25 protein-coding genes and 1 riboswitch are annotated in these 24,983 nt (G+C 59.4%); of the genes, 17 read left to right on the plus strand and 8 right to left on the minus strand.

Annotated features, from left to right (window positions below; translation table 11 throughout):
* Positions 1–14: 14 nt before the first annotated feature.
* The gene (locus tag ACOYXH_RS04845) at positions 15–251 is read right to left on the minus strand and encodes a hypothetical protein (protein WP_007919867.1); all 237 of its coding nucleotides are present in this window, start codon (positions 249–251) and stop codon (positions 15–17) included.
* Between the two features lie 158 nt (positions 252–409).
* Between ACOYXH_RS04845 and ACOYXH_RS04850 the strand changes: the two genes are divergently transcribed.
* From ACOYXH_RS04850 to ACOYXH_RS04865, 4 genes are all read left to right on the plus strand, one after another.
* Complete coding sequence (locus ACOYXH_RS04850; protein WP_095050222.1) at positions 410–886, plus strand: PaaI family thioesterase; 477 nt, start codon at positions 410–412, stop codon at positions 884–886.
* Complete coding sequence (locus ACOYXH_RS04855; protein ID WP_095050223.1) at positions 883–1,335, plus strand: PaaI family thioesterase; 453 nt, start codon at positions 883–885, stop codon at positions 1,333–1,335. Before ACOYXH_RS04850 ends, ACOYXH_RS04855 begins: the two co-directional genes overlap by 4 nt.
* 82 nt (positions 1,336–1,417) lie before the next feature.
* The gene (htpG, locus tag ACOYXH_RS04860; RefSeq protein ID WP_034156253.1) at positions 1,418–3,322 is read left to right on the plus strand and encodes a molecular chaperone HtpG; all 1,905 of its coding nucleotides are present in this window, start codon (positions 1,418–1,420) and stop codon (positions 3,320–3,322) included.
* A 68-nt stretch (positions 3,323–3,390) separates the two neighbouring features.
* Positions 3,391–4,119, plus strand: coding sequence for a dienelactone hydrolase family protein (locus ACOYXH_RS04865; RefSeq protein ID WP_095050224.1), 729 nt, complete (start codon positions 3,391–3,393; stop codon positions 4,117–4,119).
* A 230-nt stretch (positions 4,120–4,349) separates the two neighbouring features.
* Here the strand turns inward: ACOYXH_RS04865 and ACOYXH_RS04870 are convergent, their stop codons facing one another.
* Both ACOYXH_RS04870 and ACOYXH_RS04875 read right to left on the minus strand, forming a co-directional pair.
* The gene (locus ACOYXH_RS04870) at positions 4,350–5,216 is read right to left on the minus strand and encodes a pirin family protein (RefSeq protein WP_095124977.1); all 867 of its coding nucleotides are present in this window, start codon (positions 5,214–5,216) and stop codon (positions 4,350–4,352) included.
* Positions 5,217–5,277: 61 nt separating this feature from the next.
* Positions 5,278–5,694 carry an OsmC family protein gene (locus ACOYXH_RS04875; protein ID WP_095050226.1) on the minus strand — a complete coding sequence of 139 codons (417 nt, stop codon included), beginning with the start codon at positions 5,692–5,694 and terminating at the stop codon, positions 5,278–5,280.
* A 128-nt stretch (positions 5,695–5,822) separates the two neighbouring features.
* Here ACOYXH_RS04875 and ACOYXH_RS04880 point away from each other — a divergent pair, with 128 nt between their 5' ends.
* Both ACOYXH_RS04880 and ACOYXH_RS04885 read left to right on the plus strand, forming a co-directional pair.
* Positions 5,823–6,878 carry an amidohydrolase family protein gene (locus tag ACOYXH_RS04880; protein WP_095124975.1) on the plus strand — a complete coding sequence of 352 codons (1,056 nt, stop codon included), beginning with the start codon at positions 5,823–5,825 and terminating at the stop codon, positions 6,876–6,878.
* 130 nt (positions 6,879–7,008) lie between these two features.
* Positions 7,009–8,634: a methyl-accepting chemotaxis protein gene (locus ACOYXH_RS04885; protein ID WP_095124973.1), complete on the plus strand. Its 1,626-nt coding sequence runs from the start codon at positions 7,009–7,011 to the stop codon at positions 8,632–8,634.
* Between the two features lie 273 nt (positions 8,635–8,907).
* Here the strand turns inward: ACOYXH_RS04885 and ACOYXH_RS04890 are convergent, their stop codons facing one another.
* Genes ACOYXH_RS04890 through purM form a run of 3 tightly spaced genes read right to left on the minus strand, consistent with a single transcriptional unit; the run spans position 8,908 to position 11,338 of the window.
* Positions 8,908–9,621, minus strand: coding sequence for a DUF3108 domain-containing protein (locus ACOYXH_RS04890; protein WP_095050229.1), 714 nt, complete (start codon positions 9,619–9,621; stop codon positions 8,908–8,910).
* Between the two features lie 8 nt (positions 9,622–9,629).
* The gene (gene purN / locus ACOYXH_RS04895; protein WP_258709452.1) at positions 9,630–10,280 is read right to left on the minus strand and encodes a phosphoribosylglycinamide formyltransferase; all 651 of its coding nucleotides are present in this window, start codon (positions 10,278–10,280) and stop codon (positions 9,630–9,632) included.
* A complete protein-coding gene (gene purM / locus ACOYXH_RS04900; protein WP_007919839.1) occupies positions 10,280–11,338 on the minus strand; it encodes a phosphoribosylformylglycinamidine cyclo-ligase in 1,059 nt (352 codons plus the stop codon). The genes purN and purM overlap by 1 nt, the downstream gene beginning before the upstream one ends.
* Before the next feature lie 374 nt (positions 11,339–11,712).
* Between purM and ACOYXH_RS04905 the strand changes: the two genes are divergently transcribed.
* The 5 genes from ACOYXH_RS04905 (at position 11,713) to ACOYXH_RS04925 (ending at position 16,391) form a co-directional block, all read left to right on the plus strand.
* The gene (locus ACOYXH_RS04905) at positions 11,713–12,771 is read left to right on the plus strand and encodes a DUF2066 domain-containing protein (protein WP_460410297.1); all 1,059 of its coding nucleotides are present in this window, start codon (positions 11,713–11,715) and stop codon (positions 12,769–12,771) included.
* Positions 12,772–12,805: 34 nt separating this feature from the next.
* Entirely contained in the window at positions 12,806–13,879 is a 1,074-nt protein-coding gene (locus tag ACOYXH_RS04910) for an AI-2E family transporter (protein WP_122608376.1), read from the plus strand.
* 206 nt (positions 13,880–14,085) lie between these two features.
* Entirely contained in the window at positions 14,086–14,790 is a 705-nt protein-coding gene (gene hda / locus ACOYXH_RS04915) for a DnaA regulatory inactivator Hda (RefSeq protein ID WP_007919828.1), read from the plus strand.
* A gap of 226 nt (positions 14,791–15,016) precedes the next feature.
* Positions 15,017–15,634: a C40 family peptidase gene (locus tag ACOYXH_RS04920; protein WP_007919826.1), complete on the plus strand. Its 618-nt coding sequence runs from the start codon at positions 15,017–15,019 to the stop codon at positions 15,632–15,634.
* Between the two features lie 220 nt (positions 15,635–15,854).
* Positions 15,855–16,391 carry a C40 family peptidase gene (locus ACOYXH_RS04925; RefSeq protein WP_095050233.1) on the plus strand — a complete coding sequence of 179 codons (537 nt, stop codon included), beginning with the start codon at positions 15,855–15,857 and terminating at the stop codon, positions 16,389–16,391.
* 133 nt (positions 16,392–16,524) lie between these two features.
* On the opposite strand, the gene ACOYXH_RS04930 is transcribed toward ACOYXH_RS04925, so the two are convergent.
* On the minus strand, positions 16,525–17,838 hold the full coding sequence (locus tag ACOYXH_RS04930; protein ID WP_095124971.1) for a PQQ-dependent sugar dehydrogenase: 1,314 nt from the start codon (positions 17,836–17,838) through the stop codon (positions 16,525–16,527).
* Between the two features lie 66 nt (positions 17,839–17,904).
* A complete protein-coding gene (locus tag ACOYXH_RS04935; RefSeq protein ID WP_095051078.1) occupies positions 17,905–18,489 on the minus strand; it encodes a hypothetical protein in 585 nt (194 codons plus the stop codon).
* 163 nt (positions 18,490–18,652) lie between these two features.
* Positions 18,653–18,882, plus strand: a riboswitch (cobalamin riboswitch).
* An 81-nt stretch (positions 18,883–18,963) separates the two neighbouring features.
* On the opposite strand from ACOYXH_RS04935, the gene cobO reads away from it, so the two are divergent.
* From cobO to ACOYXH_RS04965, 6 genes are read left to right on the plus strand one after another with little or no spacing between them, the layout of a single operon-like run.
* The gene (gene cobO, locus ACOYXH_RS04940) at positions 18,964–19,575 is read left to right on the plus strand and encodes a cob(I)yrinic acid a,c-diamide adenosyltransferase (RefSeq protein WP_003223053.1); all 612 of its coding nucleotides are present in this window, start codon (positions 18,964–18,966) and stop codon (positions 19,573–19,575) included.
* Positions 19,572–20,897 carry a cobyrinate a,c-diamide synthase gene (locus ACOYXH_RS04945; protein ID WP_460063529.1) on the plus strand — a complete coding sequence of 442 codons (1,326 nt, stop codon included), beginning with the start codon at positions 19,572–19,574 and terminating at the stop codon, positions 20,895–20,897. Before cobO ends, ACOYXH_RS04945 begins: the two co-directional genes overlap by 4 nt.
* Positions 20,894–21,544 carry a 5,6-dimethylbenzimidazole synthase gene (gene bluB, locus ACOYXH_RS04950; RefSeq protein WP_093440025.1) on the plus strand — a complete coding sequence of 217 codons (651 nt, stop codon included), beginning with the start codon at positions 20,894–20,896 and terminating at the stop codon, positions 21,542–21,544. Before ACOYXH_RS04945 ends, bluB begins: the two co-directional genes overlap by 4 nt.
* Positions 21,541–22,449 (plus strand): adenosylcobinamide-phosphate synthase CbiB, encoded by a 909-nt coding sequence (cbiB, locus tag ACOYXH_RS04955; RefSeq protein WP_095051080.1) that lies wholly within the window; start codon positions 21,541–21,543, stop codon positions 22,447–22,449. The genes bluB and cbiB overlap by 4 nt, the downstream gene beginning before the upstream one ends.
* Positions 22,442–23,434 carry a threonine-phosphate decarboxylase CobD gene (gene cobD, locus ACOYXH_RS04960; RefSeq protein WP_095051081.1) on the plus strand — a complete coding sequence of 331 codons (993 nt, stop codon included), beginning with the start codon at positions 22,442–22,444 and terminating at the stop codon, positions 23,432–23,434. Before cbiB ends, cobD begins: the two co-directional genes overlap by 8 nt.
* Positions 23,431–24,882: a cobyric acid synthase gene (locus tag ACOYXH_RS04965; RefSeq protein WP_460410298.1), complete on the plus strand. Its 1,452-nt coding sequence runs from the start codon at positions 23,431–23,433 to the stop codon at positions 24,880–24,882. The genes cobD and ACOYXH_RS04965 overlap by 4 nt, the downstream gene beginning before the upstream one ends.
* The last annotated feature ends 101 nt before the right edge of the window (positions 24,883–24,983 follow it).

The following is a 24,983-nucleotide window of genomic DNA, read 5'->3' on the forward strand; positions in this document are numbered from 1 at the left end:
CAGCAAAAAGCGAATTATTGCTTCTTGGCAGCTTCTTCTTGTGCAGCAGCGTTCGATTCAGCCTGAGCTTTGGCAGCTTCGGCGTTTTCTTTCGCAGCGTCGTTCACTTTATCCTGAGCTTTGTTCATGTCTTGCTGAGCTTGTTCAGCATGTTGGTTGGCATCTTGAGCTTTGTCCTCGGATTTTTTATCGCAGGCAGCGAGACCGAGGGAAGCGGTCAACATCAAGGCAATAGCAAAAGTCTTACGCATGGGGTGTTTCTCCTTATGGAAAATAACTACTGGCCTTAAGAACTCGGCGCTACAGGTTAAGTTCCTCATTTCTTTCAGATATATAAGTTTGTTTTTACACGGAACTTTTGCTGTTTTGCTCACTACTGGCAAAAGGCTCTAACGAGAGTAATTATCAAATGGCCGAAAACACCGTTTTTGAGCGTGCGACGCGGTTTCTATCGGCGCTGCGTCACTGTCAGGTACTCGGTTTGCAGGTGCACAGCGCCTCGGCCGAAGGGCTTACGGTGATCTTGCCGTACAGCGAAAAAATCGTCGGCAATCCCCGGACCGGAGTCATTCACGGCGGGGCGATTACTTCATTGATGGACACCGCCTGCGGGATGTCGACCCTGTGCGTGTTGCCGGAGTTCGAGGTGTGTCCGACCCTCGATCTGCGCATCGATTACATGCACGCCGCCGAGCCGAACAAGGATGTGTATGGCTTTGCCCAGTGCTACCGAGTGACCACCGATGTGATCTTCGCCCGAGGCTTCGCTTATCAGGATGATCCCGAACAGCCCATCGCCCATGTGGTCGGCACCTTCATGCGCATGGGCAAGGGCCTCAAAGGCACCAAAGGTTTCGGCGGCGCGATCAAGGGAGAAAGTCAGTGATTGACGACCTCAAGCAACAATTGCAGCAGGCCCATGCAGAGGGTGATTACACGCCGTTGCTGGAACTGATCCCGTACGCCGGGCTAATCGGTATCGAGTGTTCGCGAGTCGGTGATGAACTGTTGTTCAAGCTGCCGGCGAACAAGGACAACATTGGTAACCCTTTATTGCCGGCGATCCACGGCGGGGTGATTGCCGGATTCATGGAGCTGGCCGCTGCCCTGCATCTGTTGATTTTCACCGGTGCGCCTGGCGTGCCGAAGATTATCGACTTCTCCCTTGATTACCTGCGCGCCGGGCAGTTCCGCGATACCTGGGCCAAATGTCAGGTCTGCCGTCAGGGACGCCGCGTCGCCAACGTTGCGATCACAGCCTGGCAAAGCACTGAAAGCGAACCGATTGCCACCGCGCGTGCACACTTCAAAATCGAGGAGCCCTTGAAATCCTGAACAGCGCCCCAAACTCACAAGACAACCCGCCGTCGACCATTTCGGGTCGCGGCCACTGCCATCTGATTGGAGTTTGATGACCATGAGTGTGGAAACTCAAAAGGAAACCCTGGGCTTCCAGACCGAGGTAAAGCAGCTGCTGCACCTCATGATCCATTCGCTGTATTCCAACAAGGAAATTTTCCTTCGCGAATTGATCTCGAACGCCTCTGACGCTGTCGATAAGCTGCGCTTCGAAGCCCTGGCCAAGCCAGAGTTGCTCGAAGGTGGCGCTGATCTGAAAATCCGTGTGAGCTTCGACAAGGACGCCAAGACCGTCACCCTCGAAGACAACGGTATCGGCATGAACCGCGACGATGTGATCACCCACCTGGGGACTATCGCCAAATCCGGCACTGCCGATTTCATGAAAAATCTTTCGGGCGATCAGAAGAAAGATTCGCACCTGATCGGTCAGTTCGGTGTGGGCTTCTACTCCGCCTTCATCGTTGCTGACCAAGTTGATGTGTACTCCCGTCGCGCCGGCACCCCGGCCAGCGAAGGCGTGCACTGGTCGTCGAAAGGCGAGGGCGAGTTCGAAGTCGCCACCATCGACAAACCAGAGCGCGGCACCCGCATCGTTCTGCACCTGAAAGCTGCGGAAGACGAGTTCGCCGATGGCTGGCGTCTGCGCAACATCATCAAGAAGTACTCCGACCACATTGCTTTGCCGATCGAACTGCCGAAAGAAGCGGCAGCAGCAGAAGGCGAAGAAGCACCAGCCGTTGAATGGGAAACCGTCAACCGCGCCAGCGCTCTGTGGACCCGTCCGCGCACTGAAGTGAAGGACGAGGAATACCAGGAGTTCTACAAGCACATCGCTCACGACTTTGAAAACCCGCTGGCCTGGAGCCACAACAAAGTCGAAGGCAAGCTCGAATACAGCTCGCTGCTGTATGTGCCGGCCCGCGCACCGTTCGACCTGTACCAGCGTGAAGCGCCGAAAGGCCTGAAGCTCTACGTGCAACGCGTGTTCGTCATGGATCAGGCCGAGTCGTTCCTGCCGCTGTACCTGCGCTTCATCAAAGGCGTGGTCGATTCCAACGACCTGTCGCTGAACGTGTCGCGCGAAATCCTGCAGAAAGACCCGATCATCGATTCGATGAAGACCGCGCTGACCAAGCGTGTGCTCGACATGCTGGAAAAACTGGCGAAAAACGAGCCTGAGCAATACAAAGGCTTCTGGAAGAACTTCGGTCAGGTCATGAAAGAAGGCCCGGCCGAAGACTTCGCCAACAAAGAGAAAATTGCCGGTCTGCTGCGTTTCGCATCGACCAATGGCGACGACGGCGAGCAGATCGTCGGTCTGGCCGACTACCTGGCTCGCGCCAAGGAAGGTCAGGACAAGATCTACTACCTCACCGGCGAAACCTACGCGCAGGTTAAAAACAGCCCGCACCTGGAAGTCTTCCGCAAGAAAGGCATCGAAGTACTGCTGCTGACCGACCGCATCGACGAGTGGCTGATGAGCTACCTCAGCGAGTTCGACGGCAAGACTTTCGTTGACGTGGCACGTGGTGATCTTGATCTGGGCAATCTGGACTCGGAAGAGGACAAGAAAGCTGCAGAAGAAGTCGCCAAGTCCAAAGAAGGTCTGGTTGAGCGTCTGAAAACCGCGCTGGGCGATTCCGTGGCTGAAGTCCGCGTATCGCATCGTCTGACCGACTCGCCGGCCATTCTGGCCATCGGCGAGCAGGATCTGGGTCTGCAAATGCGCCAGATCCTCGAAGCCAGCGGGCAAAAAGTGCCGGATTCGAAGCCAATCTTCGAATTCAACCCAAGCCACCCGCTGATCGAGAAACTCGATGGCGAGCAGAGCGAAGAGCGGTTCGGCGACCTGTCGCACATCCTCTTCGATCAGGCAGCCCTGGCTGCCGGCGACAGCTTGAAAGATCCGGCCGCTTATGTGCGCCGCCTGAACAAGCTGCTGGTTGAACTGTCGGTTTAACCAAGTCGTAGAAAAACCCGCTTCGGCGGGTTTTTTCATTCTGGTGTTTAGCAAATCAGGAGTCAGAAATGAGCGAAGTCACTGTACGTTCCGTGGTCTACCAGATCGACGGCCAGCCTTATGAAGGTCGTCTGGCGTTCGACGCCGAGCACAAAGGCGCGCGTCCGGGTTTGTTGATGGCGCCGAACTGGATGGGCGTCAGCGCCGGTGCCGAAGAGATCGCCAAATCGGTCGCGGCCAAGGGCTACGTGGTGTTGATCGCTGACGTTTACGGTCAGGCTGTGCGTCCGCAGAACGCGGATCAGGCCGGCGCGGCGATGATGCCGTTGAAGGATGATCGCGCGCTGCTGCGCAAGCGTATGCAAGCGGCGTTCGAGCAGTTGCAGAAGCAGGGCGAAGCGGCGGTGGATACTTCGAACCTGGCAGTGTTCGGTTTCTGCTTTGGTGGTTGCTGTGCGCTGGATTTGGCGCGCACCGGTGCGCCGGTGAAAGCGGCGGTGTCGTTCCACGGCACGCTGGATTCGCCGAATCCGGCCGACGCGCAGAACATCAAAGGTTCGGTGCTGGTGCTGCACGGTGCTTCAGACCCGTTGGTGCCAAAAGAGCAATTGCCGGCGTTTGAGGATGAAATGAACGCGGCGAAAGTCGATTGGCAACTGCTGAGCTATGGCGGTGCGGTGCACTCGTTCACTGATCCGCATGCGAATGTGCCGGGCAAGATGATGTACGACGCGAAAACCGCGAAGCGCGCGTTCAAGTCGATGCATGATTTGCTGGATGAAGTGTTCAAGGGCTGAAGCCTGAAAAGCAAAAGCCCCTCACCCTAACCCTCCCGAAACGTCGGACCGCCCGTAGGGAGAGGGGACTGAATGGGGGATGCTTCAGGGTTACGCCGACCTGAAAGTGTCTTGGTGAATCCATAATCGCCAAGATTTTTCAGGTCTATGTATGACGCAAGACACCTCCGTCGGCTCCCTCTCCCTACGGGCGGTCCGACGTTTCGGGAGGGCTGGGGTGAGGGTGCTTTTCAGCGCGGTAACTCGATCCGCTCAACTTCCCCCGGCACCGTCGGCCAATCCCCGGCCGCCCATTTACGCCGTGCTTCATCAATCGCCGCCGGATCGCTCGCGACAAAATTCCAGTTGATCCGCCGCGGCCCGTCCAGCGGCGCGCCGCCGAACACCACCGCGTGCACATCACTTTCGGCAAACAGACTCATCTCTTCCCCGGCCGGCAATACCACCAACGCATGCGGCTCAATCGCTTCGCCATTCAATTGCGCATCCCCACTCAACACATAAACCGCCCGCTCTTCATGCTCGGTCGGAATCAGCAAAGTGGTCGCGGTTTGCATGTTCACTTCCGCATACAACGTAGGAGAAAGCACCGGCACCGGCGATTCCAGGCAAAAGCCTGACCCGGCAATCATGCGGATCTGTACGCCAAGGTTATCGCTGACCGGCAATGTCGCTGCCGGGTGATGGCTGTAATGCCCCGGGCCTTGCTCGTGATCCTTGGGCGACGCCAGCCAGATCTGCAAACCGTGCATCGTGAAACTCTGGTCCCACAACGGTTCCGGCGTGCGCTCGACGTGTGCAATCGCACTACCAGCGGTCATCCAGCTGACATCACCGGCTCTGACTACTTGATCCGAGCCAAGGCTGTCCTTGTGCTGGATCTGACCTTCGAACAGATACGTGAGCGTCGACAGACCGATGTGCGGGTGCTGTCGGATATTCATACCTTTGCCCGTCGGATAAACCGTCTCGAGCATGTGGTCGAAAAACACGAAAGGCCCGACGCTGCGGCATTTGGCTGACGGCAACGGGCGCAGAATCGGCTGGCCTTCGACGTCTTCGGCGCGCGGGCGGATGATCAGAGGTTGCGTGTCCATGGTGCATTCCAGGCTGAGCGGGTGATGCCAGAAGCATAACCCGCCGCTGGCATGAGGAGGATTACTGGCTATCGAAGCCTTGCGGAGCGTGGGTTTCGATCGTCACGTCGCTGGTGGTCATCAGTTTGTGAATCGGGCAGCGATCGGCGACGCGCAGCAGTTCTTCACGCTGGGCGTCGGTGAGTACGCCTTTGAGGGTGAGGGTGACGTGCAGGGCGTATTTGCCTTTCTGCTCTTCACTGTTGTCGCGTTTGACCTCGACTCCGACACCGGTCAGCGGGATGTCTTTTTTCTTCGCGTACATCTTCAGAGTCAACGCTTTGCAGGCGCCGAGGGCCGCATCGAAATAGTCGTGCGGCTCAGGTGCCGAGCCTTCGCCGCCGGCGGTTTTCGGCACGTCGGCAAACAGTTCGTGATCATCAATCTGTACGGTGTGACGAAAACCTTCAGCGGAGACGGTATTGACGGTAACAGTCATGGGAACCTCACAGGCAGTAGGAAAAGTCGTTCGATCAAAAAAGACCTTGCAGTTATAGAGCATTCCCACCGGTACGCGTTCCACTTTCCTGCGGGATGAACCCTTGTCGTCAGGGTGCGGTCTAGGCTATGCCTACTTCCCGGAGATTACTTGTGTCCCTGTATCGTCTGAGTCTTGCCTGTCTTCTTCTGGTTGCCGGCAGCGCGAGCGCCCGCGATTACACCTACAGTGATGCGCACCTGCATTACGTGGATTTTTTCCAGGAAAGCGCAGGCATGGCGAAACTGCTGACAGCCATGCAGGACAATTCCATCGAGCATGTGATGATTTCCGGCATTCCGGTGGCGAAGAAATGGCACGAAGACGAACCCAAGCGTCCGCGTTATTACGCGGGTGACGACGCTGACGCCTACTGGTACAGCGCAACCGATGTGATCGTTGCTGATGCCGTGCAAAAACTCAGCGCCGAGCAGCGCCCGTACTTTCATCCGTTCCTGGCCGGCTTCAACCCCAACGACAAGAACTCCGCCGCACATATCCAGCGCATGCTCGACCTTTACCCAGGGCTTTGGCAGGGCATCGGCGAAGTGTTTACCCGGCATGACGATCTCACGGCGCTGACCTCCGGCGACACGCCGCGGGCCAACAATGAAGCGATGACCAAGATCTATCATCTGGCCGCCGAGAACGATCTGCCGGTGATGCTGCATTCCAACATCACCTCCAAGCGTGAGAAAAATCCGCTGTACCTGAAGGAAATCGAAGAGCCGCTGCGTAATCACCCGCATACACGATTTATCTGGGCGCACGCCGGCACCAGTGCCGAAATTCATCGGCATCAGACACAACTGAAGTTCTTGCTGCCCACGCTGACGCGCATGCTTGAGGCGTATCCCAACCTGTTTATCGACTTGTCCTGGAGCATGCTCACGCCGTACCTGCTGGACGAACAGGGCACGCCGCGCGCGGAGTGGCTGGCGCTGGTCGAGAAATACCCGGAACGCTTCATGCTCGGCTCTGACGTGGTCGGGCGTTTCAATAAGCTCGGTGAAGAAATGCGCAGTTTCAAACCGTTCCTTGATGCGCTGCCGGAAGACGTTGCGCAAAAAGTCGCACGGGATAACTTCCTGGCAATCTTGCCGCGAACGGTGCTCAAGTCCGGCAAAAGCACGCTGAATCGTTAATGCCAACGGTTCGAAGGATCAAGGCCTTTTGATATCGCCTTTTCGTCTTACGCAAATTTTCGCCGGGCCGATACCTTCTAAAGCAACCAGCTGCAGGGTTGATGCAGCGCTTTTGGAAGGAACCAGAGCAATGAGTATCCGTAGTCTCAATATTGCCCCGCGCGCCGGCCTCGGTTTTGGCCTGTTGGCGCTGATGGTATTTGCCCTCGGGGCGTTCGCTTTGCTGCAAATGTCAAACATGCGCGCGCAGTCCGACGAGGTCGATAACAATTGGCTGCCGAGCGTGATGGCGGTCGGCGAGATGAGTCAGGACATGCTGCGCCTGCGAGCGTTGACCATGCGTCTGTTACTCAATCGTGATCCGCAGGCGCTCGAACAGAACGTTGCCAAACTCAATGAATTGCGCGGTGTGCTTAGTGAGGCGCAGCAGCGTTATGACGTGCTGATCGTGTTGCCCGAGGAGCGCAAGCTGTTCGATCGCTTCAAGGTTGCCGAACACCAGTATCTGGAGTTTCAGGCACAAGTCATGCAGTTGTCTGCGCAGAATCGGGTCGAGGAGGCCGCGACCATTCTCAATGGTCAGATGAGTCCCTTGGCCGACGAAATCGCAGTGCTTTTGCGCGAACTGGTTGAGCTGAATAAACACAATGCCAATCTCGCCACCGAAGCTGCGCGGTTGGTGTTCATGAATTCGCGGGTGTGGGTCGGGGTGATGATTGGCGTGACCGCGCTGATCACCATCGGCCTGGCCCTGTTGCTGACCCGCAGCATCGTGTTGCCGCTGGCGCAGTCGTTGGGCGTGGCCGAGGTGGTGGCGGGTGGCGATCTGACCGGCGACATCAACATCAGCGGCAAGGACGAGCCGGCGCGGCTGTTGCAGGCGCTCAAGAGCATGCAGCACAACTTGCGCGAGACGATTCGGCAAATCTCGGAGTCCTCCAGCCAATTGGCCTCAGCGTCAGAGGAGCTGAGTTGCGTCACGGAAGACGCTACGCGCGGGTTACACCAGCAGAGCCTGGAAATCGAACAGGCGGCCACGGCGGTCAATCAGATGACTGCTGCAGTGGAGGAGGTTGCCAGCAATGCCGTGGCAACGTCAGAAGCGTCGCGGGAATCCGATCGTATTGCCCAGCATGGTCGTGAACAGGTGCATCAAACGGTGTTGTCTATTGAATCGCTTGCCGATGATGTGACGGCCAATGCCAGCCAAGTAGAAGATCTGGCGCAGAAGGTCTATAGCATCAGCAAAGTGCTGGACGTGATTCGTTCGATTGCCGAGCAGACCAATTTGCTGGCGCTGAACGCTGCGATCGAAGCGGCGCGGGCCGGCGATGCCGGGCGTGGGTTTGCTGTGGTGGCGGACGAGGTGCGGGCCTTGGCGCATCGCACCCAGCAATCGACGCAAGAGATTGAGCAGATGATTGGCGGCATTCAGCAGGGCACCGATTCGGCGGTCAGTTCGATGCAGCAGAGCAATGTGCGGGCGCGCTCGACGCTGGAGTTAGCCAAGGCGGCCGGGGCTGCACTTGAAGAGATTGCCTCGGCGTTCACGCTGATCAACGAGCGCAATCTGGTGATCGCCAGTGCCTCGGAAGAGCAGGCGGCGGTGGCGCGGGAAGTGGATCGTAATCTGATGAATATTCGTGATCTGGCGATGCAGACATCGGCCGGGGCCAATCAAACGAGCGCGGCGAGTCAGGAACTGTCGCGGTTGGCGGTGGATTTGAACAGCATGGTCGCCAAGTTTTCGGTTTGAGGTTTGCCTTCAAAAGCCCCTCACCCTAGCCCTCTCCCGGAGGGAGAGGGGACTGACCGTGCGATGCGCTGCACATACGTCGACCTGAAACTGCTTGGGTGAATCCATAATCGACTCTGTTTTTCAGGTCGATGCCCAGCGCCAGACATCTCGGTCGGCTCCCTCTCCCTCGGGAGAGGGCTGGGGTGAGGGGCGAAGGTGACACAAAAAGTCGAGTTAAACGCACGCAAAAAAAGCCCCGCATTTCGCGGGGCTCTTTGTTCTTGCGGCGGATCAGCTGCCTTTAACGGCTTTGCCGTTGACGGTGCCGTCTTGGAGCATGATGTTGTACTCCTTGCCGTCGGTTTCAACCTGTTGCAGGCGAACCAGCAGGTAATCCCAATCCTTGGCGAACCAGAGGACGGTGATGCGCTTGCTTTGTGTCGGGTCGCGCACGCGCTCGACCTTGATCGCATCAATCTTGCCAGCCTTGGTCTCGACTTTTTCCGAACCCAGCACGCGGAAGTCATAGGTATCGACTTCACCGTCATCGACCACTTGATAGCTCATGGTCTTCTTGCCGGCAGCAACGTCATGTTGCAGTGCCAACTGGTAAGTGGACTTGTCGACCATGCCGCGATTCAGCGGAATCTTCACCGCGTCGCCACGGTCGGTACCGGTGACCATTTTGCTGTTCCAGTCAAAATCCAGATCAGCCTTTTTCGCTTTGCCCAGACCGCCACGTTCAAAGTGGTAGGACTGCGGTAGCAGGGTGTCCTTGTCCAGGGTCAGAGTGCTTTCTTCAGTCAGGCTGGCAATCATCATCGAGGCCTTGAAGCTGAGCTTCCAGACGCCGTTGGCTTCCTTGACCAGACTGCGCTCGGCGGTGCCGCTCATGGGCAACTGCTTCCAGTCGGCGGTGTAGCTGGCGGAGAACGGTTGAAGGTCCGCTGCCTGCGCGAAGGGCAGGGCGAGCAGAGCGCAAGCGAAGAGCAGGGCGCGACGCATAATATCTCCTAGTTTCGAATCAAGTGGCCGCTGGCCGCGAGTAACTGGCCGTCCAGCAAAGCACCGTGTTCACCGAGTGCCAGTCTGCCTTCGGCAAACCAGCGTACTGCCATCGGGTAGATCAGGTGTTCCTGAACGTGGACTCGCTGCGCCAGACTCTGCGGCGTGTCGTGCAACTCTACCGGTAATACTGCCTGTACGACCAGTGGTCCGCCATCGAGTTCCTCGGTGACGAAGTGCACGGAGCAGCCGTGCTCAGTGTCACCGGCCTCCAGCGCACGCTGATGAGTGTGTAACCCTTTGTATTTGGGCAGAAGCGACGGGTGGATGTTGAGCAGGCGACCCTGATAGTGGCGAACGAAATCAGCGCTGAGAATGCGCATGAAGCCCGCCAGCACCACAAGTTTCGGTTTGAATTCGTCGATCAGTTCGATCAGGGCAGCATCGAAGGCCTCGCGACCTTCGAATGCCTTGTGATCCAGCGAGCGGGTGGCGATACCCGCAGCACTGGCGCGTTGCAGGCCGTAGGCGTCGGCGCGATTGGAAATCACTGCAGCGATGCGGACCGGGCTGTCGCCGGTCCGCGTGCTGTCGATCAGAGCCTGCAAGTTACTGCCGGTGCCGGACAACAGCACCACGACATCACAGGTTGCGGACATTAATGAGCCTTAAGGTTCTGCAGATCAACCTGAGCAGCGCCTTCGGCAGCGGCAGCGATCTGACCGATGACCCAAGGCTGTTCGCCGGCGTCACGCAGGGTGTTCAGCGCAACTTCTACGTGTTCCTGAGCCACGCAGATGACCATGCCAACGCCGCAGTTCAGCACGCGGTGCATTTCGGTCTCGTCAACGTTGCCTTTTTCCTGCAGCCAGTCGAATACGGCAGGGCGAGTCCAGCTAGCCACGTCAACCACAGCCTGAGCGCCTTTTGGCAGTACGCGCGGGATGTTGTCGAGCAGGCCACCACCGGTGATGTGGGCCATGGCTTTGACCGCGCCGGTGTCTTTGATCAGCTTGAGCAGCGGCTTCACGTAGATACGGGTCGGGGCCATCAGCAGGTCGGTCAGCGGTTTGCCGTCGAGCTGGATGTTTTCGATGTCGGCACCGGAGACTTCGATGATCTTGCGGATCAGCGAGTAGCCGTTGGAGTGCGGGCCGGACGATGGCAGAGCGATCAGCGCATCACCAGTGGCGACTTTCGAGCCGTCGATGATTTCCGATTTTTCCACGACGCCGACGCAGAAGCCGGCCAGGTCGTAGTCTTCGCCTTCGTACATGCCTGGCATTTCAGCGGTTTCACCGCCTACCAGCGAGCAGCCCGACAGTTCGCAGCCAGCGCCGATGCCGGTTACCACCTGGGCAGCGGTGTCGACATTCAGTTTGCCGGTGGCGTAGTAGTCGAGGAAGAACAGTGGCTCAGCGCCGCAAACGACGAGGTCGTTCACGCACATGGCAACCAGGTCGATACCGATGCTGTCGTGCTTGTTCAGGTTCAGCGCCAGACGCAGCTTGGTGCCGACGCCGTCGGTACCGGAAACCAGAACTGGCTGCTTGTAGCCGGCCGGGATTTCGCAGAGGGCGCCGAAACCGCCCAGGCCGCCCATGACTTCCGGGCGCGCAGTGCGCTTGGCGACGCTCTTGATGCGTTCGACCAATGCTTCACCGGCGTCGATGTCTACACCGGCGTCCTTGTAGCTCAGGGAGGGTTGCTTGCTCATGATCCAGGCCTTTAGGGGAGGGGATTCAGGGGTAACGACCGAGTTCAGCGGGAACGTCGAAATCGAGGGTGGCGATGGCCTCACGCGAGTTTCGAGGTGCCCGGCTGTTGCCGGTCTGCGAAGGCGCGCGATTTTATCAGGCTTGAGGGGCAGCGGCCATCCTCGCACCGACGGGCAGGGCCATATCAGCGGAAATTTTTTGCAATTGAGCCGTATGAACGCCTGTATAAGGTTTGGCGATTAACCGTCTATCGTTATCACTGTGCAAAAACTTACCGCTACCGTGTGAATGTTTTGCGATGGCAGATTGTCACAGCCTTGCTTAACCGGTTCACGCGGCCTGTTCCAGCCGCTCCTGTCGACGGGAATTTTCCATGCGTTTTTGTAAATTGTTGTTTGTGGGTTGTTTGTCTCTGCTCAGCCTGGCGAGTCACGCCGAAAATATCAAAGGCCTTTATCAAGTGCGTGAGCCGGTCAATGGCCAGGCTCCGGAAGAACGTGATCGCGCCACGCAGGCGGCGCTCGACACGTTGGTGCTGCGTTTGACGGGCGATCCGAAAGCTGCGCAAAACCCGGGGCTGGCGGCGATTCGCAAGGATCCGCAGCAAATTATCAGTCAGTTCGGTTTCGATGCCGGGCCGCCGGAGGTGCTGAAGGTCGATTTTGATCCGGCGACCACCGAGCAGGCGCTGCGTCGGGCCGGCCTGTCGTTGTGGGGCGCCAGTCGGCCGTCGATTCTGAGCTGGTGGCTGAATGATTCGGCTGAAGGTTCGAGTCTGGTCGGTGACGGTCAGGCCGCTGCGGCGCCGTTGCGTACGGCTGCGCAACACCGCGGCTTGCCGTTGCGTTTGCCGCTGGCTGATTTGAGTGAGCAGTTGGTTGCCACTGCGCCAGCGCTTGAGGGCACGGATCCGGCGCCACTGCGCGGTGCTTCGGAGCGCTACAACGCTGACGCCTTGCTGGCGGTGCATGCCCGTGAAGAGGGCGGGCAATGGCAGGCCAAGTGGCACTTGTGGCTGGGCGACCAGAAAGAGGCGGGCAGTGTGCAGGGCGCCGATCAGGCCGCTGTCGCTGATGCGGTGATGCTGGCGGTGGCTGAGCGTCTGGCGCCACGATTTGTTGCCAAGCCCGGTGCTTCGGGTCAGCAGACCCTGGAAGTCCAAGGCATGAATCTTGAACATTACGCGGCGCTGCTGCGGTTACTCGAACCGTTTGGCGTGCGTCTGCAAAGTGTTGATGGCGATCGTATCGTTTATCGGGTCAATGGCAGTGCCGATCAGATGCGTGCGCAGCTGTCGCTGGCGAAGTTGCAGGAGTTGCCGGCCGAGGCGCCGGCTCCGGTAGCGGCGCCACAACCAGTGGCTGGTGGCGCAACACCTGTCGCGGTGCCAGCCCCGACCCCGGCAGCACCGTCGTTGCGGTTTCGCTGGTAAGTCTTTCCTTATATAGAAGCAACAGGAGTGGTACATGGCCGATACGCGGCGTTGGTTCTGGCTCGGTGGGGTAGTCCTGCTTTGCGCGTTTGTGTGGTTGCTGCACCCGATCCTCACGCCGTTTCTGGTGGCGCTGCTGCTGGCTTATCTGTTCGATCCGTTGGTGGATCGTCTGGAAAAACTCGGGCTGTCGCGAACCTGGGGCGTGATCGCGGTGTTTGCGTTGTTCACGCTGATCGTCACCGCACTGATGCTGGTGCTGGTGCCGATGCTCGCCAAGCAGTTGCTGCGTCTGTACGAACTGGCACCGCAGATGCTCGATTGGCTGCAGCACACGGCAGTGCCGTGGGCGCAGTCGAAGCTGGGGCTGTCGGACGGTTTCTGGAAGTTCGATAAGGTCAAGGCCGCAATCAGCGAGCACATGGGTCAGACCACCGACATTGTTGGCGTGGTGCTGAGTCAGGCAACGGCCTCCAGTCTGGCGCTGATCGGCTGGCTGGCCAATCTGGTGCTGATCCCGGTAGTAAGTTTCTACCTGCTGCGCGACTGGGACGTGATGATGGCCAAGATCCGCAGCCTGCTGCCGCGTGACCGGGAAGAGACCATCGTATCGCTGGCCGGTGAATGCCATGAGGTGCTGGGTGCGTTTGTTCGCGGTCAGTTGTTGGTGATGGTGGCACTGGGGGTGATTTACGCAGCGGGTCTGATGATCGTCGGGCTGGAACTGGGGCTGTTGATCGGTCTGATCGCGGGTCTGGCGGCCATCGTGCCGTACATGGGCTTCGTGATCGGTATTGGCGCGGCACTGATTGCCGGTTTGTTCCAGTTCGGTGGCGATCTGTACCCGATGGTCGGGATCGTCGCGGTGTTCATGGTCGGTCAGGCGCTGGAAGGGATGGTGCTGACCCCGCTGCTGGTGGGTGATCGTATCGGTCTGCATCCGGTGGCAGTGATCTTTGCGATTCTGGCCGGTGGCGAGCTGTTCGGTTTCACCGGTGTGCTGTTGGCGTTGCCAGTGGCGGCGGTGATCATGGTGCTGGTGCGCCATGTGCACGACTTGTACAAGGATTCTGACATCTATAGTGGTGTCGACGATCCGCAGTTGTAATCGGGCAGGGCGGCCCGGCGAATAGCCGGGTTGGCCCGCGTCCTGCAGGCGTTGGCGCCAAAGAATCTGTCATAAAACCAGCGTGTTAACGCAAACCTTTGATTTTGCTTGGACTCTGTCGCATTGTGCGCTCAGCTTCACGGGTATAAACTTCGCAAACTTTACACAGAGGCCACTAACGGTTCCTTGAGAACTGTTCAGTCAGCATGAAACCGATTCAGCTGCCCCTAGGTGTGCGTCTGCGTGACGACGCCACCTTCATCAACTACTACCCAGGCGCCAATGCCGCTGCACTCGGCTATGTCGAGCGTCTATGCGAAGCCGACGCCGGCTGGACAGAAAGCCTGATCTACCTGTGGGGCAAACACGGCGTAGGGCGGACGCATCTGTTGCAGGCCGCATGCTTGCGCTTCGAGCAGATGGGTGAGCCGGCTGTGTATTTGCCGTTGGCCGAGTTGATGGACCGCGGCGTTGAAATCCTCGACAACCTTGAACAGTACGAGCTGGTTTGCCTGGACGACTTGCAAGTGATTGCCGGCAAGGCTGACTGGGAAGAGGCGATGTTTCATCTGTTCAATCGTCTACGTGACAGCGGTCGGCGCTTGCTGATTGCCGCCTCCACCTCTCCGCGTGAATTGCCGGTCAAACTGGCTGACTTGAAATCCCGCCTGACCCTGGCGCTGATTTTCCAGATGCGTCCGCTCTCCGATGAAGACAAATTGCGCGCCTTGCAATTGCGCGCGTCGCGTCGCGGTCTGCACCTGACTGACGAAGTCGGGCATTTTATTTTGACTCGCGGCACTCGCAGCATGAGTGCGCTGTTTGACTTGCTTGAACAGCTCGATCAGGCCTCCTTGCAGGCGCAGCGCAAGCTGACCATTCCCTTCCTGAAAGAAACCCTTGGCTGGTAGCCATCCCTTTGGTTCTGTGGCTTGTAGCGTGTTTCGGCATATTTCAGGCGCCAGAAAATCCGCTTTCCTGCGAGGTGCGCAGGCCGCGTATCGGTTCAAATGGGCTTAAGCGCTTAGATGTAAACGAGAAACCGAGAAGTCACAAAAAGATCGATTGAATTTGCAAATGAGGCTGATAGCGGGCATAGTCTCGGCTTCTTTACAACTATCAGCCACGGTCGTGCCCATGCTAAAGCGCTTCGCACCCCTCGTGCCTCTCGCACTCGTCACCCTGTTGTACGGTTGCGCTGCTCATTCTCCAGTTCAAGAGCAGCCTCAACAGGTTAAAAATTCTGCCACGGCTCAGTCTTCCGTTATTTACCAGGAAGAGCTGGACACCGAAAAAGAACTCAACGAATTCAATGGCAAGAAGCCTTATCAGCTTCCTGTTCTGGCCGACAGCATCCTCGAACGCGGCATGTCCCTGATCGGTACCCGTTACCGTTTCGGCGGTACCTCTGAAGCCGGTTTCGATTGCAGCGGTTTCATCGGCTATCTGTTCCGCGAAGAAGCTGGGATGAACCTGCCGCGCTCGACCCGCGAAATGATCAACGTTGATGCGCCGCTGGTCTCGCGCAGCAACCTTGAGCCGGGCGATCTGCTGTTCTTCGCCACCAATGGTCGTCGCGGTCGTGTCAGTCACGCCGGGATCTACTTGGGTGACAACCAGTTCATCCACTCCAGCAGTCGTCGCAGCGGCGGTGTTCGCATCGACAGCCTGGGTGATAGCTACTGGAGCAAGACTTTCATCGAAGCGAAACGCGCTCTGGCCAACGCTCCAACCGTCGTCACTGCTCGCAAGTAATTCCCCCGATGTCGCTGCGCTCGCGGCGACAATCAGGCTCCCTGCAATGGAGTAGACGTAGACTTTACAAGGTGAAGTTAAAGTCTTACTTGAAGTTTGCCGCGTAGCCGCTAGAATCCTGTATCTATATTGATGGCAAACCGCCTGCGTGCTCACGCAGGCGGTTTTCTTTTCTGTCCATCGGCAGAAAAAGCCGCAGCCAGATCAGGATGTTCTGCTTATGACGATGACGGCCCGCCTCACATTGATCTTCTTCGCAGCGCTGCTCAGCGCCTGCGCCAGTCGTACACCGCCGCCTGCGCCGGTGGTTCGCGCACCGGTCGTGTTCGGCCCATCCCAAGCTTTTTCACCGGCTGCTGAAGATGTGCTGTTTCGCGCGCTCGGTCTGGTCGGCACGCCTTATCGCTGGGGCGGCAACACGCCGGATTCGGGGTTTGATTGCAGCGGGCTGATCGGTTTTGTCTACCGTGATGCGGCGGGCATCTCTTTGCCGCGTTCGACGCGTGAGCTGATCGTTATGCAGGCGCCGAATGTCGGCAAGGAAGGCTTGCAGACTGGCGACCTGATCTTCTTCGCCACCAATGGCGGCTCGCAGGTCAGTCATGCAGGGATTTACGTCGGGGAAGGGCGCTTCGTGCATGCGCCGGCCACCGGCGGCACGGTGAAGCTGGACAGCCTGTCGAAGGCGTACTGGCAGAAAGCTTATCTGAGTGCCAAGCGGGTGTTGCAGCCGGAGCATCTGGCGCATAACCCGTAGTAAAAATCGCAGCAATCCTAATGTGGGAGCGAGCCTGCTCGCGAAAGCGGTGTATCAGTCAACTCAATGGAGACTGACACTCCGCATTCGCGAGCAGGCTCGCTCCCACAGTTGTTTCAGGTCACATTCAGCATCACTTCGTGGCCGACACTCGCCACACCTTGTTACCGACATCATCCGCCACCAGCAAACCACCTTGCTGATCGATCACCACGCCTACCGGCCGACCCAAAGCATTCTCGTCCTTGTCGAGGAAACCGGTCAGCACATCCACCGGTTTGCCGCTCGGCTTGCCGCCGGTAAACGGCACGAAAATCACTTTGTAGCCACTGTGCGGTTTGCGGTTCCATGAGCCGTGCTGGCCGATAAACGCGCCTTCCTTGAACTGCGCCGGCAGCGTGTTGCCCTCGGCAAAGCTCAGGCCCAGCGAGGCGGTGTGCGGCCCGACTGCATAATCCGGGGCAATGGCTTTAGCCACCAGGTCCGGATTCTGCGGCGTAACGCGGACATCGACATGCTGGCCGTAGTAACTGAACGGCCAGCCGTAGAAACCACCGTCCTTCACGGAAGTGATGTAGTCCGGCACCAGGTCACTGCCGATTTCATCGCGCTCATTCACTGCCGTCCACAGCGCGCCACTGGTCGGTTCCCAGGCCAGGCCGTTGGGGTTGCGGATGCCCGAGGCGAAGATCCGGTGATTGCCGGTTGCACGATCGACTTCCCAGATCGCCGCGCGGCCCTCTTCCTTATCCAGGCCATTTTCGCCGACGTTGCTGTTCGAGCCGACCGTGACATAGAGCTTGCTGCCGTCCTTGCTGGCAATGACGTTTTTGGTCCAGTGGTGATTCAGTGTCCCGCCCGGTAGATCGACAACCTTGATTGGCTGCGACTTGATCTCGGTCGCGCCGGGTTCGTAGTTGAAGCGCAGCAGGCGATCGGTATCGGCGACGTACAGATCGTTGCCGACCAGGGTCATGCCGAACGGCGAGTTGAGGTTCTGCAGAAACACCGTGCGGGTCTCGGCAACGCCATCATGATCGGCGTCACGCAGCAAGGTGATGCGGTTCGGACTCGGCACGCCAGCGCCGGCCTTGCCCATGACCTTCTTCATCACCCAGCCACGAATGCCACTGCTGTCATCGGGCTTTGGCGGGGCATTGGTTTCCGCCACCAGCACATCGCCGTTGGGCAACACATAGAGCCAGCGCGGATGATCGAGGCCTTCGGCGAATGACGCGACCTGAGTGCCAGCCGCCGCAGTCGGTTTGCCGCCCTCGGGCCAGCCGATCGCCGGGGCGATGTTCACCGTCGGGATCAGGGTCTTGTTCGGTTCGGGTAGTTTCGGTGATGGGCCGGTGCCGTCGGAGACTTGCAGGCTGGAGGATTCACCACAGGCGGCGAGCCCTCCGGCGAAGGCGATGACAAAAACGAGCTGGGGCTTGCGCATTGCTGATCTTCCCTATGAATGCATTCCTAATCATAGAGGAGGGCGCAAGCCCGATGGTTCAACTGCTCAGCCGCGGGCTTCCTTGAACAGCACGGCGATGCCCGGGTGATAGTTGCCCGCTTCGCTGCGCAATTTGCGGTAGGCGTAGGGGAAATACCAGGCGACCGCGCAGGTGTGTTCCTTTTGCAGGTCGTCGACCATGTCTTGCAGTTCTTCGGGGCTGGCGCTGTGCTGGGCTTTCTGCGGCGCGACAAACAGGCAGCCGAGCTTGAGGTCGCTGGCATAGCTGATGCGTTTGGCGTCGTTGGTGATGTCCAGCAGGGCTTGAGTCAGATTCAGGTTGGTAACCTTTGGCCAGCGCTGAGTGGCCTGGATAAAGGCGCGGTCTTCGGCACCGGCGAGAAACAGATCGGCGCGGGCATTGCGCTCGCCTTCTTCGTTCTGCTTGCGCGTGGCAGTGTCGTTCAAAGTGACCAGCTCAGCCATCCAGGCTGCGGCCGAGAGCACTCCGAGATTGGCTTTCTCGTCATGCCAGTAAGGGGTGTCGCTGTCGCCGCGCACGGCGTTGTAGCGGTCGATACAGTCAAACCAGCGTTCAAGCACCGGGCGCAGGAATTCCAGGCGCGGGTTGCTGATGATCATGCCTTGCATCGTCATCATCCTTTATTGTTGTAGTGGGCTTTTCGAGAAAAGCATGGCTCTTTGATATCATTTGTATCAGTGTGGCACAAGATTGGCGGCAGATAAGTGATCGGCGGCAGTTATTCGCCCGATGGCCGCCTCTTTAATTGACGCTCCACCCCCAACCCTCTAACCTTCGCGGCTTGTTTCAGGTGCTCTGTGACCTGCGTCGACAGAGTGAAACAGGGAAGCCGGTGAGGGTTGTCTTCGCACGAAGAACCACCACGATCCCGGCGCTGCCCCCGCAACGGTAAATGAGTGAAAACTGCGCCTTGAGCCACTGCCTCGAAAGAAGCGGGAAGGCGCGCAGTCAGGCATGCGCCGCTCATGAGCCCGGAGACCGGCCTGATCCATCCAGCGGCATCACGGTGGGCGATGCCAGGCTTTTTGCCGTCTATTCTTGTGCCTGCCCGCCGTTATCCAGCCTCAACGGAGAGCTCCCCCATGACTGATTCCCCCGAGCGCGACGAACGCCATCTGGCGCGTATGCAGCGCAAAAAAGCCGTGATCGACGAACGCATTGCCAACTCGCCCGACGAGTGCGGCCTGGTGCTGGTGCTCACCGGCAATGGCAAAGGCAAAAGCAGCTCGGCGTTCGGCATGCTCGCCCGCGCCATGGGCCACGGCATGCAGTGCGGTGTGGTGCAGTTCATCAAGGGCCGCAACAGCACCGGCGAAGAGTTGTTCTTCCGGCGCTTCCCCGAGCAAGTGCGCTTTCACGTGATGGGCGAGGGCTTCACTTGGGAAACCCAGGATCGTCAGCGCGACATCGCCGCCGCCGAAGCCGCGTGGGCCGTGTCCCGTGAATTGCTGCGTGATCCGTCGATCGGCCTGGTGGTGCTCGACGAATTGAACATCGCCCTCAAGCACGGCTACCTCGATCTTGATCAGGTGCTCAGCGATTTGCAGGCGCGTCCGCCGATGCAGCATGTGATCGTCACCGGTCGCGCGGCCAAGCCGGAAATGATCGAGATGGGCGACACGGTCACCGAAATGGGCATGCTCAAACACGCTTTCCAGGCCGGCATCAAAGCGCAGAAAGGCGTCGAACTTTGAATCAACCACGTCACTGCCCGGCGGTGCTCATCGCCGCGCCGGCCTCCGGTCAGGGCAAGACCACCGTCACCGCCGCGCTCGCCCGTTTGCATCGCAATCAGGGGCGCAAAGTGCGCGTGTTCAAATGCGGCCCGGACTTCCTTGATCCGATGATTCTCGAGCGCGCCAGCGGTGCGCCGGTGTATCAACTGGACATGTGGATGGTCGGCGAGCAGGAAAGTCGTCGTCTGTTGTGGGAAGCCGCCAATGAGGCGGATCTGATTCTGATCGAAGGCGTGATGGGCCTGTTCGACGGCACGCCTTCCAGCGCCGATCTGTCGCGGCACTTCGGCGTGCCGGTGCTCGGTGTGATCGACGGCACGGCCATGGCACAGACTTTTGGTGCGTTGGCGCTCGGTTTGGCCAGGTATCAGCCGGACTTGCCGTTTGCTGGCGTGCTGGCCAACCGTGTCGGCACCTTGCGCCATGCGCAATTGCTCGAAGGCAGCCTCACCGAAGGTCTGCGCTGGTACGGCGCGTTGTCCCGCGAGACCGGTATCGAACTGCCGAGTCGTCATCTCGGCCTGGTCCAGGCCAGCGAACTGAATGATCTGGATGTGCGCCTCGACGCCGCCGCCGACGCGTTGGCCAGCAGTTGCGAGGTAGCGCTGCCACCGGCCGTGGAGTTTGCTGCACCGGACGTGATCGCTGTCGAGCCGTTGCTGAAGAATGTGCGAATTGCCGTCGCCCGTGATGAATCGTTTGCTTTTACCTACGGCGCGAGTCTCGATCTATTGCGGGCGATGGGCGCCGAGTTGAGTTTCTTCTCGCCGATCCGCGACACGCAATTGCCTGAAGCGGACAGCCTATATTTGCCCGGTGGGTATCCGGAACTGCACCACGTTGCGTTGTCGCAGAACACCGCGATGTGTGAGGCGATTCGCGCGCATCATGCGGCGGGTAAGCCGTTGCTCGCCGAGTGTGGCGGGATGCTGTATCTGCTCGATTCGTTGACTGACGTTGAAGGTACCCGCGCTGAATTGGTCGGGCTGCTTAAGGGCGATGCGGTGATGCAGAAGCGTCTGGCGGCGTTGGCGTTGCAAGCGGTGGATCTGCCGGAAGGTTCGTTGCGCGGGCACACTTATCATCATTCGTTGACGACGACTGAGTTGACGCCGATTGCGCGTGGCTTGAGCCCGAATGGGGGGCGTGGCGCCGAGGCGGTTTATCGTGAGGGGCGGATGACGGCTTCTTATGTGCACTTTTATTTTCCGTCGAATCCTGTGGCTGTCGCTGCACTGTTTGCGCCTGATTCCGAAGGCGCCTTCGCGAGCAGGCCATGACCGACAACACATTCTCCGAAGCCGAGCGCGAAGCGGTTTATAGAGCCATCGCCGAACGCCGCGACATGCGCCACTTCACCGGCGGCAGCGTCGAGCCGGAGCTGTTGCGCCGACTACTGGAAGCCGCCCACCAGGCCCCAAGCGTCGGCCTGATGCAGCCCTGGCGCTTCATCCGCATCAGCGACCGCAGCCTGCGCGGGCAGATCCAGAATCTAGTGGAAGAAGAACGCATCCGCACAGCCGAAGCCCTCGGCGAGCGCAGTGACGAGTTCATGAAGCTCAAGGTCGAAGGCATCAATGATTGCGCCGAAGTGCTGGTCGCCGCGTTGATGGATGATCGCGAAAAGCACATTTTCGGTCGCCGTACATTGCCGGAAATGGACATGGCCTCGCTGTCCTGCGCGATCCAGAATCTATGGCTGGCCTCGCGCGCCGAAGGCCTCGGCATGGGCTGGGTCTCATTATTCGAGCCGCAGGCGCTCGCCGATTTGCTGAAGTTGCCCGAAGGTGCCAAGCCGCTGGCGGTTTTATGTCTGGGGCCGGTCAAGGAATTCTATCCGGCGCCGATGCTGGTACTCGAAGGGTGGGCGCAGGCGCGTCCGCTCAATGAGCTGCTGTACGAAAATTATTGGGGAGTGAGTCAATGAGTGTGGCGTTGTTGAGTGTCGCCGCGGTGGCGCTGGATGCGCTGCTCGGTGAACCGAAACGCTGGCATCCGCTGGTGGCGTTCGGCAATTTTGCCGGGCGCATCGAGCAACGTTTCAACGCCGGTGGCCGGGGTTGGCGCAGCCATGGGGTCACTGCGTGGGTGATCGCGGTGCTGCCGCTGACCTTGCTCGCCACGGCGTTTTCCTGGGCGCCATACGTGGGCTGGGTCGTCGAGATTCTCGCGCTGTATTGCGCCCTCGGCATGCGCAGCCTCGGCGAGCATGTCGCGCCGGTCGCCGCCGCGTTGCGCGCGGATGATCTGGACGAGGCGCGCAAGCGTGTCGGCTATCTGGTCAGCCGTCAGACCGATGAACTCGACAGCACCGCCGTCGCCCGTGCCGCCACTGAGTCGGTGTTGGAAAACGGCAGCGATGCGGTGTTTGCCGCGCTGTTCTGGTTTGTCGTGGCGGGTGCGCCGGGCGTGGTCCTCTACCGCTTGAGCAACACGCTCGATGCGATGTGGGGCTATCGCAACGAACGCTTTGAGCGTTTCGGTTGGGCAGCGGCAAAAATCGACGACGTGTTGAACTACATTCCTGCGCGTCTGGTGGCGTTGACCTACGCGCTGCTGGGTAAAACCCGACTCGCGTTGAAGTGCTGGCGCACACAGGCGCCGAAGTGGGACAGCCCCAACGCCGGTCCGGTGATGGCTGCCGGGGCCGGTGCCTTGGGCGTGGAGCTGGGCGGCCCGGCGATCTATCACGGCGAACTTCACGACCGTCCGCAACTCGGCGAAGGCGCTCCAGCGGATGCCGATTCCATCGACCGTGGCTGGCAATTGGTCCAGCGCGGGGTATGGTTATGGCTGCTGATTCTCTGCGTGGGGGCTGAATTCTATGCTTGAGCACGGTGGCCGGCTGCGCAAGGCTGCACACGATTACGGCATTGCCGAGGCGGACTGGCTTGACCTGTCCAGCGGCCTCGCGCCGTGGCCATTTCCGATCCCGGAAGTCCCGCTACGCGCCTGGGCGCGCTTGCCGGAAACCGATGACGGTCTGGAGCAAGCTGCGTGCGATTACTACGGTGCCGCGCAAGTGCTGCCGGTGGCCGGTTCGCAGATGGCCATCCAGTTGCTGCCGCGTTTGCGCCGGGCCGGCAAGGTCGGCGTGTTGTCGCCGTGTTATGCCGAACACGCCGAAGCGTGGCGGCGCAGTGGTTACATCGTGCGCGAAGTGCTGGAGCAGGAAGTCGAATTCTTTCTCGACAGCCTCGACGTGCTGGTGGTGGTCAACCCGAACAACCCGACCGGCTTGAGCCTGACCCCGGCACGATTGCTCGACTGGCACGCGCGGCTCGCCCGGCGCGGTGGCTGGCTGGTGGTCGATGAAGCCTTCATGGACAACACACCGCAGTTGAGCCTGGCCCCGCATGCGCATCAAGTCGGGCTGATCGTGTTGCGTTCGTTCGGCAAGTTTTTCGGTCTGGCCGGGGTGCGTCTGGGCTTTGTCCTGGCCGAGCGCAAGTTGCTCAAACTGCTCGCCGAACAGGTCGGGCCTTGGGCGGTGAGCGGGCCAACCCGAGTGCTTGGCCAGGCGTGCCTGCAAGACACCGAAGGTCACACCCGCCAACGCATTCGCAGCGATGAGGCCAGCGAACGATTGGCAACGCTGCTTGAGCGCTACGGCTTCAAGCCCCAGGGCGGTTGCGCGCTGTTCCAGTGGCTGATCACCGAGCATGCCGAAACGCTGCACGCATTCATGGCCCGTCGCGGCATCCTCCTGCGCATTTTCACCCACAACAGCAGTCTGCGTTTTGGTCTGCCCGCCGATGCGACTGAAGAGACGCGCCTCGAACAGGCTTTGATAGCCTTCACCAAGGACCACCCATGACCACCCTGATGGTGCAAGGCACCACTTCCGACGCCGGCAAAAGCACACTGGTGACGGCGTTGTGCCGCTGGGCAACTCGTCAGGGCGTTGCGGTCGTACCGTTCAAGCCGCAGAACATGGCGCTCAACAGTGCCGTGACCGCTGATGGCGGTGAGATTGGTCGCGCGCAAGCGGTGCAGGCGCAAGCCGCTCATCTCGAACCGCACACCGACATGAACCCGGTGCTGCTCAAGCCGAACAGCGACACTGGCGCGCAAGTGATCATCCATGGTCGTGCCATCACCACGATGAACGCGGTTGCCTACCACGACTACAAAGCCATCGCGATGCAAGCCGTGCTGGCCTCGCATGAACGACTCAGTGCCGCGTATCCGCTGGTGATGGTCGAAGGCGCGGGCTCACCGGCGGAGATCAATCTGCGTGCCGGTGATATCGCCAACATGGGTTTTGCCGAAGCGGTGGATTGCCCGGTGTTGCTAATCGCCGACATCAATCGCGGCGGGGTTTTTGCTCATCTGGTTGGCACCCTTGAGCTGCTGTCGCCGAGCGAACAGGCACGGGTCAAAGGTTTCATCATCAACCGTTTTCGCGGCGACATCGCTTTGCTGCAACCGGGCCTTGACTGGCTGGAACAGCGCACCGGCAAACCGCTGGTCGGCGTGTTGCCCTACGTGATGGATCTGCATCTGGAGGCCGAGGACGGCATCGATCAGCGCCAGACCGACAAGGCTGAGCAGGTGCTGAAAGTGGTGGTGCCGGTGCTGCCGCGCATCAGCAACCACACCGATTTCGATCCGCTGCGTCTGCATCCGCAGGTCGATCTGCAATTCGTCGGCCCGGGGCAGGCGATTCCTGCTGCCGATCTGATCATCCTGCCGGGTTCGAAAAGTGTGCGCAGTGATCTGGCTTATTTACGTGCCAATGGCTGGGATACCGCGATCAATCGACATTTGCGTTACGGCGGCAAGGTGCTGGGGATTTGCGGTGGTCTGCAGATGCTCGGTGAGCAGGTGCATGATCCGCTCGGCCTTGAAGGTGCGCCGGGTACGAGTGCTGGTTTGGGCTTGCTGGCGTTCGACACCACGCTTGAAGCCGAGAAGCAATTGCGCAATGTGCGTGGGCGGCTGGCGCTGGAAAATGCCGAAGTCAGTGGCTATGAAATTCATGCGGGCGTGACCACGGGAGCGGCGCTGGAGAACGCAGCGGTGCATCTTGATGACGGCCGTTGCGACGGTGCGCAGAGCGCTGACGGGCAGGTGTTCGGCACGTATCTACATGGCTTGTTTGAATCGCCGACGGCGAGTGCAGCGTTGCTGCGCTGGTCCGGGTTGAACGATGTGCAGCAGGTGGATTATCACGGCTTGCGCGAGCGTGATATCGAGCGCTTGGCGGATCTGGTGGAGAAGCATCTGGATACCGGCTTGTTGCGTCAGCTCTGTGGGATTTGAGGTGAATTCAATGGCCTCATCGCGAGCAGGCGAAGGCCTACAGGGTTATGTGTTTTACACAAAATTCATGGTTGCTCGAGATCCCTTGTAGGTCTTCGCCT

The sequence above is a fragment of the Pseudomonas sp. Mb7 genome, from assembly GCF_054790525.1.

Bases quoted from the DNA above. Each gene is read 5' to 3' on its own strand.
- ACOYXH_RS04845 (WP_007919867.1), bottom strand. From the start codon at position 251: ATGCGTAAGACTTTTGCTATTGCCTTGATGTTGACCGCTTCCCTCGGT.
- ACOYXH_RS04850 (WP_095050222.1), top strand. From the start codon at position 410: ATGGCCGAAAACACCGTTTTTGAGCGTGCGACGCGGTTTCTATCGGCG.
- htpG (WP_034156253.1), top strand. From the start codon at position 1,418: ATGAGTGTGGAAACTCAAAAGGAAACCCTGGGCTTCCAGACCGAGGTA.
- ACOYXH_RS04865 (WP_095050224.1), top strand. From the start codon at position 3,391: ATGAGCGAAGTCACTGTACGTTCCGTGGTCTACCAGATCGACGGCCAG.
- ACOYXH_RS04870 (WP_095124977.1), bottom strand. From the start codon at position 5,216: ATGGACACGCAACCTCTGATCATCCGCCCGCGCGCCGAAGACGTCGAA.
- ACOYXH_RS04875 (WP_095050226.1), bottom strand. From the start codon at position 5,694: ATGACTGTTACCGTCAATACCGTCTCCGCTGAAGGTTTTCGTCACACC.
- ACOYXH_RS04880 (WP_095124975.1), top strand. From the start codon at position 5,823: ATGCCTACTTCCCGGAGATTACTTGTGTCCCTGTATCGTCTGAGTCTT.
- ACOYXH_RS04885 (WP_095124973.1), top strand. From the start codon at position 7,009: ATGAGTATCCGTAGTCTCAATATTGCCCCGCGCGCCGGCCTCGGTTTT.
- ACOYXH_RS04890 (WP_095050229.1), bottom strand. From the start codon at position 9,621: ATGCGTCGCGCCCTGCTCTTCGCTTGCGCTCTGCTCGCCCTGCCCTTC.
- purN (WP_258709452.1), bottom strand. From the start codon at position 10,280: ATGTCCGCAACCTGTGATGTCGTGGTGCTGTTGTCCGGCACCGGCAGT.
- purM (WP_007919839.1), bottom strand. From the start codon at position 11,338: ATGAGCAAGCAACCCTCCCTGAGCTACAAGGACGCCGGTGTAGACATC.
- ACOYXH_RS04905 (WP_460410297.1), top strand. From the start codon at position 11,713: ATGCGTTTTTGTAAATTGTTGTTTGTGGGTTGTTTGTCTCTGCTCAGC.
- ACOYXH_RS04910 (WP_122608376.1), top strand. From the start codon at position 12,806: ATGGCCGATACGCGGCGTTGGTTCTGGCTCGGTGGGGTAGTCCTGCTT.
- hda (WP_007919828.1), top strand. From the start codon at position 14,086: ATGAAACCGATTCAGCTGCCCCTAGGTGTGCGTCTGCGTGACGACGCC.
- ACOYXH_RS04920 (WP_007919826.1), top strand. From the start codon at position 15,017: ATGCTAAAGCGCTTCGCACCCCTCGTGCCTCTCGCACTCGTCACCCTG.
- ACOYXH_RS04925 (WP_095050233.1), top strand. From the start codon at position 15,855: ATGACGATGACGGCCCGCCTCACATTGATCTTCTTCGCAGCGCTGCTC.
- ACOYXH_RS04930 (WP_095124971.1), bottom strand. From the start codon at position 17,838: ATGCGCAAGCCCCAGCTCGTTTTTGTCATCGCCTTCGCCGGAGGGCTC.
- ACOYXH_RS04935 (WP_095051078.1), bottom strand. From the start codon at position 18,489: ATGCAAGGCATGATCATCAGCAACCCGCGCCTGGAATTCCTGCGCCCG.
- cobO (WP_003223053.1), top strand. From the start codon at position 18,964: ATGACTGATTCCCCCGAGCGCGACGAACGCCATCTGGCGCGTATGCAG.
- bluB (WP_093440025.1), top strand. From the start codon at position 20,894: ATGACCGACAACACATTCTCCGAAGCCGAGCGCGAAGCGGTTTATAGA.
- cbiB (WP_095051080.1), top strand. From the start codon at position 21,541: ATGAGTGTGGCGTTGTTGAGTGTCGCCGCGGTGGCGCTGGATGCGCTG.
- cobD (WP_095051081.1), top strand. From the start codon at position 22,442: ATGCTTGAGCACGGTGGCCGGCTGCGCAAGGCTGCACACGATTACGGC.
- ACOYXH_RS04965 (WP_460410298.1), top strand. From the start codon at position 23,431: ATGACCACCCTGATGGTGCAAGGCACCACTTCCGACGCCGGCAAAAGC.